The sequence below is a fragment of the Proteiniclasticum sp. genome (assembly GCF_032054185.1).
GTDB lineage: Bacteria > Bacillota > Clostridia > Clostridiales > Clostridiaceae > Proteiniclasticum.
Genome location: NZ_DAMBTF010000005.1, coordinates 15,251 through 29,794 on the forward strand (window position 1 = coordinate 15,251; position 14,544 = coordinate 29,794).

General features: G+C 43.1%; 13 protein-coding genes. 1 reads left to right on the forward strand and 12 read right to left on the reverse strand.

What is annotated here, in order from left to right; genetic code table 11:
- Positions 1-69: 69 nt before the first annotated feature.
- From eno to RTX25_RS03865, 7 genes are all read right to left on the reverse strand, one after another.
- The gene (gene eno / locus RTX25_RS03835) at positions 70-1,365 is read right to left on the reverse strand and encodes a phosphopyruvate hydratase (protein ID WP_312650731.1); all 1,296 of its coding nucleotides are present in this window, start codon (positions 1,363-1,365) and stop codon (positions 70-72) included.
- A gap of 44 nt (positions 1,366-1,409) precedes the next feature.
- Entirely contained in the window at positions 1,410-2,939 is a 1,530-nt protein-coding gene (gene gpmI, locus RTX25_RS03840) for a 2,3-bisphosphoglycerate-independent phosphoglycerate mutase (RefSeq protein WP_312650733.1), read from the reverse strand.
- Positions 2,940-3,012: 73 nt separating this feature from the next.
- Entirely contained in the window at positions 3,013-3,759 is a 747-nt protein-coding gene (tpiA, locus tag RTX25_RS03845) for a triose-phosphate isomerase (protein ID WP_312650736.1), read from the reverse strand.
- An 11-nt stretch (positions 3,760-3,770) separates the two neighbouring features.
- Positions 3,771-4,964: a phosphoglycerate kinase gene (locus RTX25_RS03850; RefSeq protein ID WP_312650738.1), complete on the reverse strand. Its 1,194-nt coding sequence runs from the start codon at positions 4,962-4,964 to the stop codon at positions 3,771-3,773.
- An 88-nt stretch (positions 4,965-5,052) separates the two neighbouring features.
- Entirely contained in the window at positions 5,053-6,072 is a 1,020-nt protein-coding gene (gap, locus tag RTX25_RS03855; protein ID WP_312650741.1) for a type I glyceraldehyde-3-phosphate dehydrogenase, read from the reverse strand.
- Between the two features lie 32 nt (positions 6,073-6,104).
- The gene (locus tag RTX25_RS03860) at positions 6,105-7,145 is read right to left on the reverse strand and encodes a sugar-binding domain-containing protein (protein ID WP_312650743.1); all 1,041 of its coding nucleotides are present in this window, start codon (positions 7,143-7,145) and stop codon (positions 6,105-6,107) included.
- Positions 7,146-7,276: 131 nt separating this feature from the next.
- Positions 7,277-7,402, reverse strand: a complete 126-nt coding sequence (locus tag RTX25_RS03865; protein ID WP_312650745.1) for a hypothetical protein — start codon at positions 7,400-7,402, stop codon at positions 7,277-7,279.
- A gap of 86 nt (positions 7,403-7,488) precedes the next feature.
- On the opposite strand from RTX25_RS03865, the gene zwf reads away from it, so the two are divergent.
- Positions 7,489-8,964, forward strand: coding sequence for a glucose-6-phosphate dehydrogenase (zwf, locus tag RTX25_RS03870; RefSeq protein ID WP_312650748.1), 1,476 nt, complete (start codon positions 7,489-7,491; stop codon positions 8,962-8,964).
- Positions 8,965-9,101: 137 nt separating this feature from the next.
- On the opposite strand, the gene RTX25_RS03875 is transcribed toward zwf, so the two are convergent.
- From RTX25_RS03875 to trxB, 5 genes are all read right to left on the reverse strand, one after another.
- Positions 9,102-10,865: a flavocytochrome c gene (locus RTX25_RS03875; RefSeq protein WP_312650751.1), complete on the reverse strand. Its 1,764-nt coding sequence runs from the start codon at positions 10,863-10,865 to the stop codon at positions 9,102-9,104.
- Positions 10,866-11,062: 197 nt separating this feature from the next.
- The gene (locus RTX25_RS03880) at positions 11,063-11,578 is read right to left on the reverse strand and encodes a GNAT family N-acetyltransferase (protein WP_312650754.1); all 516 of its coding nucleotides are present in this window, start codon (positions 11,576-11,578) and stop codon (positions 11,063-11,065) included.
- 150 nt (positions 11,579-11,728) lie between these two features.
- Positions 11,729-12,613: a hypothetical protein gene (locus RTX25_RS03885; protein ID WP_312650756.1), complete on the reverse strand. Its 885-nt coding sequence runs from the start codon at positions 12,611-12,613 to the stop codon at positions 11,729-11,731.
- A gap of 120 nt (positions 12,614-12,733) precedes the next feature.
- The gene (locus RTX25_RS03890; protein ID WP_312650757.1) at positions 12,734-13,384 is read right to left on the reverse strand and encodes an NAD(P)H-binding protein; all 651 of its coding nucleotides are present in this window, start codon (positions 13,382-13,384) and stop codon (positions 12,734-12,736) included.
- Between the two features lie 136 nt (positions 13,385-13,520).
- Positions 13,521-14,447 carry a thioredoxin-disulfide reductase gene (trxB, locus tag RTX25_RS03895; RefSeq protein WP_312650759.1) on the reverse strand — a complete coding sequence of 309 codons (927 nt, stop codon included), beginning with the start codon at positions 14,445-14,447 and terminating at the stop codon, positions 13,521-13,523.
- Positions 14,448-14,544 lie beyond the last annotated feature (97 nt).

Genomic DNA, 14,544 nt, shown 5'->3' on the forward strand with positions numbered 1-14,544 from the left:
ATTTGAAAAGGCATCCTCACAAGTGAAGATGCCTTTAGATATCTTGAATTTATAGAGTTTAATCCAGAACTATTTCTTCAGATTGAAGAATCCTGAAAGACCTCTGTACTGAGCAACTTCGTCAAGTTCTTCTTCGATTCTGAGCAGCTGGTTGTACTTCGCAACTCTTTCAGATCTTGCAGGAGCACCAGTCTTGATCTGTCCGGCGTTAAGCGCTACAGCCAGATCTGCGATGGTTGCATCCTCTGTTTCTCCTGATCTATGGGAAATAACAGCTGTGTAACCAGCTCTGTTTGCCATTTCGATTGCATCAAGAGTTTCTGTAAGTGAACCGATCTGGTTCAGCTTGATCAGTATTGAATTGGCAACGCCTCTTTCGATACCCATCTTCAGTCTTTCTACGTTGGTCACGAACAGATCGTCTCCAACAAGCTGAATCTTATTTCCAAGCTTTTCTGTGATAAGCTTCCAGCCTTCCCAGTCTTCTTCAGCCATACCATCTTCAATGGAAATGATTGGATACTTTTCAACAAGTTCTGCATAGTAATCAACCATTTCAGCTGGTGTAAGCTTTCTGCCTTCACCCTTCAGGTTGTACATACCATCTTCAAAGAATTCTGATGAAGCTGGGTCAAGAGCAATGAACATTTCCTTTCCAGGTGTGAATCCGGCCTTTTCGATCGCTTCGATGATGACCTTGATAGCTTCTTCATTGGAGTTCAGGTTAGGTGCAAATCCACCTTCATCGCCGACACCAGTAGCAAGACCCTTGTTCTTAAGGATGCCCTTAAGTACATGGTAAGTTTCTGAACACATCTGAATAGCCTTTGAGAAGCTTTCAGCGCCTACAGGCATGATCATGAATTCCTGAAGATCAACATTGTTGTCTGCATGGGATCCACCGTTGATGATGTTCATCATTGGTACTGGAAGAGTCTTGGCATTTACGCCACCGATATACTGGTAGAGAGGAAGTCCAAGTGATCCAGCCGCTGCCTTTGCAACAGCAAGGGACACCCCAAGGATTGCATTGGCACCAAGGTTGCCCTTGTTCTTTGATCCGTCAAGTTCGATCATCAGCTTGTCGATATAGACCTGATCAAAAACGTTCAGACCGATGATTTCAGCTGCGATTTCGTTGTTCACGTGCTCAACAGCCTGAAGAACGCCCTTTCCACCGAAAACTTCCTTGTCTCCATCTCTAAGTTCTACTGCTTCGAACATACCTGTTGAAGCACCTGATGGAACTGAAGCTCTTCCTACTGTACCATCTTCAAGGTAAACTTCTACCTCAACTGTAGGGAATGCTCTTGAGTCCAGAATCTGTCTTGCCAGTACGTCGATAATTTCTACGTAATTTTTCATGAATTAATTCCTCCTTGGAATATACAATTATATTTTTGATTTGATTAACTAAGCAGGGAGTTTCCAGTCATTTCTTCAGGGATTCCGATACCCATCTCTTCCAGCATGGTCGGTGCCAGATCCGCAAGTTTTCCGCCATCTTTCAGCTTTTTCTCAGGATTGTTGGTCACATAGATGAGCGGTACAGGGTTTGTGGTATGCGCAGTCATAGGACCGCCTGTAACGTAATCGATCAGCTGCTCTGCATTACCGTGGTCAGCTGTGATGAATACTGTTCCGTCTTTCTCAAGCACTTTGTCGATGACTCTCTTCATGTAGGTATCTACATTTTCCAGTGCATTGACAACGGCTTCCATGATTCCGGTATGTCCGACCATATCCGGATTCGCATAATTCAGTATGATCAGACCGTAGTCTTCTTTGTCCATGGCTTCAACCACTTTTTCAGTGATGCCTCCAGCACTCATTTCAGGCTTAAGATCATATGTTGCTACCTTAGGAGATGCAACAAGGATTCTTTCCTCACCTACGTTTGGCACTTCGACTCCACCGTTGAAGAAGAATGTGACATGGGCATATTTTTCTGTTTCAGCAATTCTCAGCTGCCTGATTCCCTTATCTGCCACATATTTTCCAAGAGTGTTGTTGAAATCAAGAGGATAGTAGCCTACATGTACATTTTCAAGTGTGTTGTCATACTGGGTAAGTGTTACATAGGTAAGATCCAGATTTTCTCTTTCAAATCCCTTGAACACCTTATCATTTAGCGCTCTTGTCATTTCTCTTCCGCGGTCAGGTCTGAAGTTATAGAAAATGACACTGTCTCCGCTTTTGATTGTCGCCGTTGGTGCACCAGGTGCTCCAATTACTGTAGGTAGGACAAATTCGTCGGTGATGCCCAGCTTGTAGGTATCTTCCATGCATTCAGCTGCAGATGCCTTATATTCTCCCTGTCCGCGAACAAGAACATTATAAGCCTTTTCAATTCTTTCCCATCTGTTGTCTCTGTCCATGGCATAGTATCTTCCACTAAGAGATGCGATCTTTCCTGCACCGATCTCAGCAAAATACGCTTCCAGTTCTCTGACAAATCCGATACCTGATGTAGGGGATACGTCTCTTCCATCCATGAATCCATGAACGTAAATACGATTAAGACCCTTGTCTTTGGCCAGTTTTACCAGTGCTTTGATATGGTCTATATGAGAATGTACACCGCCGTCGGACAGCAGTCCAAGAAGGTGCAGATCTCCACCTGTTGACAGAGCATTATCCACTGCCAGGTTCAGGTTTTCGTTAGAGAAGAAATTTCCTGTTTCTATCTCATGGGTAATTTTTGTCAGTTCCTGGAAAATGACTCTTCCAGCACCGATGTTCATATGACCGACTTCTGAATTCCCCATCTGACCCGCAGGCAGCCCTACAGCGAGGCCTGAAGCTTCAATCGTCGTATGTGGATAATTTTCCCAGTAGTAGTCAAAATTCGGCTTGTGGGCTGCCTTGACGGCATTGCCAAGCTCATTGTCTGTTAAGCCGAATCCGTCAAGGATCATCAGCATTACAGGTTTTTTCATGAATATTCCTCCAGTTTGTCTGTTAAATTCATACCGAGTCTTGACTCAGTATTTCGGAAGCATTTTTTCGTTATCAGAACTTGACGATCTTTGAGAAATCCTCTGCTTTGAGGCTTGCTCCGCCGACAAGCGCTCCATCGATATCAGACATCCCCATCTGTTCTTTGATGGTATCAGGTTTTACGGATCCGCCGTACTGAATACGAACAGATGCAGCAATTCCTGCTCCATAAAGTGTGCTGATCATGTTTCTGATATCTGAGATGGTTTCATTAGCCTGTTCACTGGTAGCAGTCTTACCTGTACCGATAGCCCAGATTGGCTCATATGCGATTACTGTTCTCTGTGCTTCATCATCATTGATGTCGAGGAAAGCTTTATTGATCTGATTTTCGATCACTGACTTCGTCGTGCCGGCTTCTCTGTCTTCCAGAGATTCTCCTACGCATAGGATAGGAATCAGGCCATGACGATATGCCGCTTTAAGCTTTTTATTGACTGTCTCATCTGTTTCATTGAAATATTGTCTTCTCTCTGAATGACCGATGATGACGTATTCCACACCAAGTGATGTGAGCATTTCAGGAGAAATTTCTCCTGTGAATGCACCCTTTTCTTCAAAGTGCATATTCTGTGCACCGACTTTTACATTGGTTCCTTCCAGTTCTTTGACAAGAGCGGGAAGCTGGATGTAAGGTGCGCAGATGACGACGTCAGCTTCGGCATCTTTTACAAGACCCTTAAGCTCATTTGCAGTCTTCACTGCCTCTTCTACAGTATAATGCATCTTCCAGTTTCCTGCGATGATTGGTTTACGCATGTGTATTCCTCCTATTTGTTGTTTAATGCAGCAATTCCAGGAAGGACTTTTCCCTCAAGGAATTCCAGTGAAGCGCCCCCACCAGTTGAAATATGGGTCATTTTGTCACCAAATCCGAGTATATTTACAGCTGCTGCAGAATCTCCGCCACCGATTACGGTAGTCGCATCGGATTCAGCCATTGCCTCTGCAACGCTTATGGTTCCCTTGGCAAAGTTTTCAAATTCGAACACACCCATCGGTCCGTTCCAGATTACAGTCTTTGCACCTCTGATTGCATCGGCATAAAGCTTGGCAGTCTTAGGTCCGATATCAAGCCCCATATATCCGTCTTTGATGTTTTCATCTTCTGTTACGACAGGTTCAGCGTCTGCACTGAACTTATCCCCTACAATATTGTCTACTGGAAGAAGGAGGTTCACTCCGCTTTCTTTCGCTTTTTCGATCATCTGAAGAGCATAATCCATCTTATCTACTTCAAGCAGGGAATTCCCTACAGAATAACCCTGTGCACTTAAGAATGTATAGCTCATACCACCACCGATAATCAGTGTATCCACCTTATCGAGGAGCGCATTGATGACGTTGATCTTGTCGGAAACTTTTGCTCCACCAAGAATCGCAACGAATGGTCTTTCTGGATTGTTTACCGCTTCACCCAGGAACTTGAGCTCCTTGTTGATGAGATAACCTGCAACCGCAGTATCCAGGAATGCTGTTACGCCTTCTGTTGAAGAATGCGCTCTGTGCGCTGTACCGAATGCATCATTGACATAGATGTCGGCAAGTTCGGCAAGTTCCTTGGAGAAAGCTTCTCCGTTCTTTGTCTCTTCCAGTCTGAACCTTGTGTTCTCAAGAAGGACGACATCTCCGTCTTTCATTTCGCTGACAGCTTTTCTTGAGTTTTCTCCGACAACTGTATCATCAGCTGCAAAAATCACTTCTTTGTTCAGAAGTTCTGAAAGTCTTCTGGCAACTGGTTCAAGGGAGAATTTCGCATCTGGTCCCTTCGGCTTTCCAAGGTGGGAACAAAGTATCACTCTTCCACCATTTTTCATCAGGTATTCAATTGTTGGAAGTGCACCTAGAAGTCTGTTTTCATCAGTGATTCTGCCTTCCTGAAGTGGAACATTGAAATCACATCTGACAAGTACTTTCTTTCCAGAAACGTTGATGTCTTCTATGGTCTTTTTATTATAACTCATTAATTATTCACCTCTATTTTATTCATACCTTGAAAAGGTCTGGCCACATAGCCAAGACTATAAGACCAGACCTTTATAGTGTTAAATGTTACTTGGCATCTTCCTTGGCAACATATGCTACAAGGTCAACCAGCTTGTTGGAATAACCCCATTCGTTGTCATACCAGGAAACCAGCTTGACAAAGTTGTCATTCAGTGAAATTCCGGCATCTGCATCAAATATGCTTGTTCTTGGATCATGGATGAAGTCTGTTGAAACAACAGCATCTTCTGTGTAACCAAGAATACCCTTAAGTTCGTTCTCTGAAGCATGCTTAACAGCAGCCTTTATTTCTTCGTAAGTAGCAGGCTTTTCAAGTCTTACTGTAAGGTCAACTACTGATACGTTGATTGTAGGAACTCTGAAGGACATACCTGTCAGCTTTCCATTAAGTTCTGGAATAACCTTACCTACTGCCTTTGCAGCTCCTGTGGATGAAGGGATGATGTTTGCAGCTGCAGCTCTTCCGCCTCTCCAGTCTTTCTTTGAAGGTCCGTCAACTGTCTTCTGTGTAGCTGTTGTTGAGTGAACTGTAGTCATAAGTCCTTCAACTATACCGAACTTGTCGTTGATTACCTTTGCAAGTGGTGCTAAACAGTTTGTTGTACATGAAGCGTTTGAAATAACGGTCATGTCAGTTGTATACTTGTCCTGGTTTACACCCATAACAAACATTGGAGCGTCTGCTGATGGTGCGGAAATGATGACTTTCTTTGCTCCGCCCTTTAAGTGAGCTTCAGCCTTTTCCTTTGTAGTGTTGATTCCTGTACATTCAAGAATGTATTCAGCACCAACGCTCTTCCAGTCGATGTCTCCTGCCTGCATCTCTGAGAATACTCTGATTTTTTCGCCATTGACGATCAGGCTGTGGTTTGCTTCGTCGATTTCGATTTCACCTTCGAACTTACCGTGTACTGAGTCGTATCTGATCATGTATACCATGTAGTCAAGATCGATGAACGGGTCATTGACACCTACCACTCTTACTTCTGGGTTTTCCAGGGCTGCCCTGAATGCAAGTCTGCCTATTCTACCAAAACCATTTACTCCAACTAAAACTTCTGCCATTGTTGAATCTCCTCCTAAATATGTTTATTTATTTAAAACTCATTATATTGAGATTTTAATATCGCTACAATTTTTCTTGCTGCCCCTTCATCGGTGATGAGTACAGCATTCTGTGTGTTCAGTCTGACCGCTTCAATCGCTTCGGCTTTTGATGATCCTCCGGTCACAGCAATGAGATGCTGCACGTTCCTGAAGTCATCCAATGTGATTCCGACTGAATTGATCTTTTTGATGTTTTTGCCTTTCTTGCCGAAATAGATTCCGAAAGCTTCGCCGACAGCTCCATCTTCAATAAGTCTCTCGATTTCATTTTCCGAGAGTCCTCTTCTTAAGGCCATTTTGTCTGCACGTCCGATACCCAGTACGAGAATCTGCGCTTTCTTGATGAGATCCACAACTTCCTTGATTTCCTTCTCTTTCAGAAGCACTTCCAATGTCTCGCTGCTCAGATTGTCCGGAACATTCAGGAGTTTGTAGCTTGCACCAACCTTTTCAGCTAAAGCCGCCACAATATTGTTTGACTGAATATCGATGATCCGTCCTAAACTGCCTCTCGCAGGTACAATCAGGTTTTCCCGAAAGTCCATCCTCGGGAAACTGTTCACCATTTCTTTGATGGTGCTTCCTCCGGTAAGGGCAATAATGTCTTTGTGACGAATGACACTGGAAAGATATAGAGCAGCCACGTTCCCAAGTTCTCTTTTGACATTGGGATCCTTATCCGAGTCACCTGGCACCACGATAATCTTTTTGTAGCCCAGTTCTCTTTTCAGTGTAGCTTCCATTTCATCAAGCCCTTTGATTTCAGATACCAGAGCTCTCAGATGATTGAGCATTTCGATTCCCTGTTCGGTCAGACTTACTCCTGGAATCGATACATCAATGAACTTCATGGACTTAAAAAAATCTAGGTCACCACGGACGATCCTTTCTCCCAGTTCAAGCTTCTGCGATAGGGTTCTTCGGCCGATGGGCTGATGATTAAAGATGGTTCGAAGAAGGTTATATCTTCTTTCAAGAAGTGCAGTCGCTTCAGGAATAATTTTCTGCTGTATCTTTAAAAAACTATTCAACTGATTCACCCCTTGACGATTTTGTCCCACCATATCCAATTATGTCCCACATGAACATTATACTCCATGTATCACTATTTTAAAATAGATTTATAGAAAAAAAGAGGGTAATCGTGTAAACAAATCATTAACTATCCTTGCATTGTGTTAATTTGTTGTATTTCAACAGGTATTGAGATTTCCATGACAATCAATTCCTTTCTCTGTTCTACTCTTCCCGTCCCACCCTCCTTCCTGACTTCAAATTTTCTTAACATCTGTGCACATCCGCTGTGATATAATAAGTCATTGGAATTGTACGAAATCTATTCTGATTTCAATGATACACTTGGAGGTCATCGGAATGAAAAAAGACAAAGCGTCTACTGACATAAAAACCAGGACCACTATGGTCATTTTCGGGGGCACAGGAGATCTGACTCACAGAAAGCTCATCCCTGCTCTATATCAGCTCTACATCAATAAATACCTGCCAGAAGACTTTTCGCTGATTTCCATCGGAAGACGCGATAAGACCACAGAAGAATACCGAAGCGATCTGCTTGCTTCAACAAAGCGTTTTTCAACCAGAAATCTGGATGATGAGAGCTTTGACACGTTCAGCAGAATGATCACCTACTTCAGGCTGGATTTTAATAACGAGAAGGATTATGAGAGACTGCATAAAGAACTGGATGATAGAGACCAGGACGGAGTTCTTGACAATTATATGTTCTATCTCGCTGTATCGCCTGACTACTTCACGGAGATTGTTGAAAATCTTAAAACCAGCAGGATCCGAAAGAAGAAATCAAACTGGCAGAGACTGATTATCGAAAAACCCTTCGGACAGGATCTTGAAAGTGCGACAAAGCTTAATGCGGCGATATCAAAAGTATTTGACGAAAAAGACATTTATCGAATCGATCATTATGTCGCAAAAGAGATGATCCAGAATATCAATATGCTCCGTTTCCAGAACGCAATCTTCGAGTCCATCTGGAACAGAACCCATATCAACAGTGTTCAGATTACCGTACTGGAGAAGGAAGGTGTCGGAACCAGAGGCGGTTACTACGATGATACAGGTGCATTAAGAGATATGGTCCAGAATCATCTCCTGCAGCTTCTGGCCATTACCGCTATGGAGCCCCCAAAGACTTTGGATGCCGATGATGTGAGAAACGAGAAGGTTAAGGTTTTTAAAGCACTTAGAGAATTCACTGATGAGCACCTGGAAGAAAAACTGATTCTTGGTCAGTATAGCGGATATCAGAAGGAAGACAAAGTTGATGAGGATTCCACAACTGAAACACTTGTGGCGACCAAAGTATACATCGACAATAAAAGATGGGAGGGCGTACCCTTTTATCTTCTGACAGGGAAAGCCCTGAAAAACAAGACTGCTCAGATCACCATCGAATTCAAGAACAGCAGCCGTTATCATTACGGCGCAAATTCAGAACCGAATATACTGGAAATCAAGATTCAGCCTGACGAAGGTATTACCCTTCATCTCAACGTCAAGCAGCCTGGGGTGATCGATAAGATGGCCATGGTGGAGATGGATTACTGCCAGAGCTGTCTGTATCTGTTCAACTCTCCCGATTCCTATGAAAAACTGATCCTTGACGCCATAAACGGCGACTCCACCCTATTTACCCGTTGGGATGAGCTTCAGCTCACCTGGAAATATGTCGATTCCATCATCAGCAGCGTAAAAGGCAGCAAGTCATCCTACCTCAGATGCTATGAAGTTGGATCTGATGGTCCTCCTGAACTGAAATCATTCATACAGTCTGGAGCAAGACACTGGTGGTATCTGAACAGGGAATACTAGAGGATTGTCTCTATCTTTCTCCTGCTTTTTGCAGCTGAACTTGAAGAGAGGCAATAAAGGATTTGATACAGAAGAAAGAAGACATCCTGAGAATTTTTCAGGATGTCTTCTTTCTATGTGTGCTATGTGCGATTATTTCATTTCATTTCATCAGCTGCAGCTTTGCCTGCAATTCTTCCAAATACGACGATATCTGTAACGGCATTTCCGCCTATTCGATTTGCTCCGTGAATTCCGCCTGTGACCTCACCCGCCGCATAGAGGCCTTCAATGATCTTGCCCTCAACATTGATCACATGGGTCTGTGTATCGATTTTTAGTCCACCCATGGTGTGATGTATGCCAGGGGTGACCTTGAGGATGTAGTATGGCCCCTCTTCCAGTGTCTTTTCGAGATGGGTTCTTCCAAACTCCACGTCAGTACCGCTTGTTACTGATTCTTTATATTTTGCCATGGTCTCAATAACTGCAGCCTCTTCTGCTCCTATGGCTTTCGCCACTTCTTCAAGGGTTTCATATTTCACTGCATATTCCTTGGTGACATATCCTGCCAATGCGGCATTCTCAGCTCTCATTTCCTCATTGGTCACAAGATATGCGATTCCGTCTTTCTGCTTGAGAATATTTGCAGAAACCACATCTCGAGTCAGAAGTTCATCTGTAAATCTTTTTCCTTCCGCATTAAGAAGAACAGCTCCATCTCCACGCAGACCTTCAGTGAACATGTATCCTGATTCAGGATCAGTTGTTGGATGAATCTGTATCTGCTCTATATCATCAAGAGCCGCACCGGCTTCCTGACCAAGTTCAATTCCATCTCCTGTAGCCCCGGAGTGGTTCGTCGTCGAGAAACCGACAAGATCGGTCCTGAACGTTTCAACCATTTCACTGTTGGCGCCAAATCCGCCAGCAGCTATGATGACCGCTTTTGCATCAATTCTAAAAGTTTTTCCCTGTGCATTGCTGGCTTCAATTCCTGCAGCCTTTCCGTTTTCTTCAAGTATTTTTGTGGCCGTGGTTTCCATAAGAATCTCTACACCAAGTTCTTCCAGCTTCTCCTGAAGAACTTTGACCACAACAGGTCCCACTGCTGAACCATCTGCAGGGGTATGTATTCTTGGATTGGTCGCTCCTCCGGAAAGGGAAACTCTTGTCAGCCCGGCACCTAATTCATTCAGCCAGTCCACTGCTTCAGCAGAGTTTTCCACAAGAACACTCAGAAGTTCAGGATCATTTTCTTCCTTACCACCTTTGAAGGTATCCTCATAGAATGTCTCCACGGTATCTTTGATCCCTTCCTGTTCCTGGATGAAGGTTTCTGCAGCGTTTATACCACCCGTTGCACGATTGGTGTTTCCACCCACTATAGGCATTTTCTCGACGATGATGACAGATTTTCCTAAGCTCGCAGCTTCCACCGCTGCACTCATACCTGCTCCACCGGCACCAATAATGACGATATCCGCTTCTCTGTCTTTCACTTCGATCTCAATCTCTTCCGCTTTTACATTCTTAAGTGCTTCCACATCCGCACCAGCCTTTTCTAGAGCAGCCGTGACAGCTCTAAGCAGTGCTTCAGTTGACACCGTTGCACCTGAAACCGCATCAACACCAAGCCCCTGGCTTGAGAGTATTTTTTCCACAACACTTTCAATTGCTTTCTCTGCTATTGCGGGTGTTTCATCCTTAGCCTCAACTTCTATTTTCTCTATTTTCTCTGTACTTACGGTTACCGTAACAGCTATTGGACCATTATGTCCTTTCTCTTCTGCGGTATATGTACCTGCCGTTAATGTCCCTGTACTCTCTGCTTCCGCATCTTTCCTAGTACCGCATCCTATGGCACCTAGTGACAGCATCAGAACCAGAATCATCGATAACCCTCTTACCATTTTTTTCATTTCATTTTCCTCCCATCTTTTGTTCAGCAATTGGGAGTATATCAGCAATCATTTGTTAAATCAATAACATTAACTGTGTTTTCATTGTTCATGAACTTGAACCCTTTTCATTTATGGAATGCTGGATTCAGCTTTGAAAACATTCTGAAATTTATACTTCAGTTTCGTTTGACATCAGGTAAATGTAAAACGTAAGGTTATTTTTTAAGATAAAGATTCATGTACTCGGCATCATGATACTGACCATTGATTTTGAAAAACTTCTGGTATGTGCCAAACTTTTCAAATCCGAATTTTTCGTAAAGCCTGATCGCCCTCTCATTATCGGATTTCACTTCAAGAGAGATGATTTCAACATCACTAGATCTGGCAAAAGAAATCATTTCAGTCAGCAACGCTGAACCAATGCCCAGTCCCCAGAATTCCCTGAGCACACTGAGCCCGATTTCACTCCGGTGAGCAATCCTTTTAGGGCGGAATCCTCTGATGCTTGCTATACCGGCAACCTGATCACTGCTCACTGCAATGAACATCTGGCTGATCGGAGAACTTTTCATTTCTCTGATCAGCTCCATTTCCTGCTCAACGGTATATGGTACTCCTTCTTTTCCGAAAAGAAGATTATCCGTTTCCCCTCCTGCCTGATTGAGATACTTTAGAATCGCTTCTGCATCTTCCGCCTCCGCTGGACGGATCAATATCGTATTTTTCATCATTACCTCCTAATATAGTTCAGTCAACCAGAATCATGGTATTTCTGTTAAGATATATTAAAAATGAGAAGATCATCAGGACCTCAATCCGTTGATCTTCTCATCAAGTCATCTTCAGCAATTACAGTTTCTGACCGATTTAACTTTAATTTAATTCAGTGTAAGTTCAGGTAAACTTGTTGTGGTCATCACTGGAGCCCCATTCATGAACTTAAAGCTTGCAAAATCATAACGGTAGGTGAATCCCTGCTTATCCTTCAAAATAACGGCAAAGTTAAGACTGTCCAGCTCCTTGGCTTCGAGCTTATGGTCTTTGACATCATTCTCGTAGACCACAGCATCAGGATACTTAACCTGAGACATGATCATTGGCCTCTTGTCAATAAGTACGCCATTCTTTTCCACAACAATATCAGACCGGACAAGATCGATGTTCTTTAAAGAAGCGAAAACGACTTCCGCTCCATAGGTTGCCGATAGTGTTCCACTGCTCAGATTGTAATCATAATCAAAATCAAGCAGATTGAATGCGGTATCAGCAATATATGTTTTGTAGATCTCATCTTCATCCACGAGATTTTCCAGTCGCTTCTCGCCGTATTTCTCCACCACAAGGTCGATTCTTACAGGTTTGAGCACGTTGATTTCACGATCAACAGTATAGGTCGTATCGTTCAGAAGATGTGCTTCTACAAGAACTGCCTCTTCGTCTCCCGCTTCAATGGAAGCATACACTTTGGATGTTGAATCCATGGATCGCAGCTTAAAGTCGATATGAAGCAATGCTGTTTTTTCCTCTTCGCTGATGAGTTCTGAAACGTTCCAGTTGACATCTTCGAGGATCGAATCCAGATATCCGTCATCTTTGATTACATCAGCTATGGTATTGTCGATATTGCTTTCCAGATACTGCAGCCGGTTTGAATTATTGATGATCTTTTTACTCAGCTGATCAACTCTTGTAAAGAGATAAATATTAAAAGCCATGGAGATAATCAAAATTCCTGACACTATAGTCAGTACTTTTTTATTCAACTTCTCCTCCCCCCCTTTAATCCCATCTTACGTATAAGTACAGGTTATATGTAAATATTTAATATACTCCTTTGATTATACGATATTTATCAGTGACATCAAAGGATTTTATTCATTTACCTAATATGTAACAGATACCCTCTGGTTATGTATCGTTTCATCTTCAATGAGATCTGTTACTGCGGATGCGAAGTCCTCAGCGCTGATGAAGGATTTCCCTTCCGCGTCGAAAACAACCTTTTCATCTGTCATGATTCTGTATTTCCCTGTCTTTTCATCAGGGGCAATGGTTGCGGCGGGGCTTACATTGATCCAGCTGAACTTTTTACCTTCAAGGTTTTTGTAGATATCCAATGCTCTCTTGTGAATCATCGCAATATCTTTGTATTCTTCGGGAAAGTTTTCGCTTTCCAGGAGCATTCTTCCATCTGGAAGCAAGAGGCTGCCTGCACCACCTACAGTGATGAGTTTCTTTATGCCGGCTTTCTCGGCAATTTTGACCAGATTTAAAGTAGCGGTAAGAAAACTTTCCAGATCATCGGGGTCCGGATTTATAGCACTGATCAGCACATCATTTTCAAGTCCGAGCACATGCCCTGCAACGACATTTTCATTGAGGACATTACCTTCACAGGCTATGAGAAGTGTACTGCCGGGAAGCTCTGACGGGTTCCTCGATATGGCTGTCACCACATAGCTTCTTTCAAAAAGTTCCATTAATATTCTTCTGCCAATCATACCTGTGGCACCTATAATCGCAATCTTTTGCATAATTTCCTCCTTATTTTCAAGGGATATCTCAATTATCTATCCCACATACATTTTAGACTTTTGTCATCCTTTTGTAAACAATCCGAAAAAAAAGACATACAAAAGGAACTATCTCCCCTGTATGTCTCCAAGAACCTTATTCGTGTTCACCTAAATATTTTTCACAGGATACCGCTGCGACCGCACCATCAGCTGCTGCTGTGATGACCTGTCTTATTGTTGTTTCCCTGATGTCGCCGGCAGCGAAAACGCCAGGAACATTGGTTCTCATATAGACGTCAGTGATAATCTCTCCAAATGCGTTCATATTGATGGCACCTTTGAATATCTCTGAGATGGGCTCATATCCGACAAATACGAATACACCGTCTGTTATGAAATCTGTGATCTCTTCTGTAAGAACATTTTTCACTTTTAAGCCTGTAAGCATTCCGTTCTCTTCCAACGCCTCTTCCACCACAGTGTCAAGCAGAAATTCAATCTTCGCATTGGCCTTCGCTTTATCCACAAGATATTGAGCGGCTCTGAAGCCCTGTCTTCTATGGATGATGGTGACCTTTGAAGCAAATTTTGTGAGGTATAACGCCTCCTGAATTGCTGAGTCGCCACCGCCGATTACGGCAATAGGAAGATCGGTATAGAAATCAGCATCACATGTTGCACAGTAGGAAACCCCTCTGCCGCGAAGCTTCTCTTCACCCTTGAACCCGACCATCTTAGGTTGTGCTCCAGTGGCAATGATTACTGTTTTTGTGAGATACTCACCTTTATTTGTAATGACTTTCTTCACAGTATCTGCAAAATCGACGCTCTGTATATCTTCTTTGATGAATTTTGTGCCGAATGCCTCTGCCTGTTTTCTCATCTTCTCCGAAAGTTCGGGTCCAGTGATGCCAAGCTCCGTACCAGGATAATTGTCCACTTCGTATGTCGTGGCTACCTGACCGCCATATGTCGCTTTTTCGATCAGCAGTGTATCCAGTTTACCTCTTCCGGCATATAGTGCTGCAGAAAGCCCTGCAGGACCCCCTCCAAGTATTATGGTTTCGTAAATATGTGACATGATTACCTCCCGATGATTACTCTAACATTAATCATAATATAGATCTTGATTTAATTCCATACCCTTCTCCTTTATGATATACCCAATAAAGGTCCTT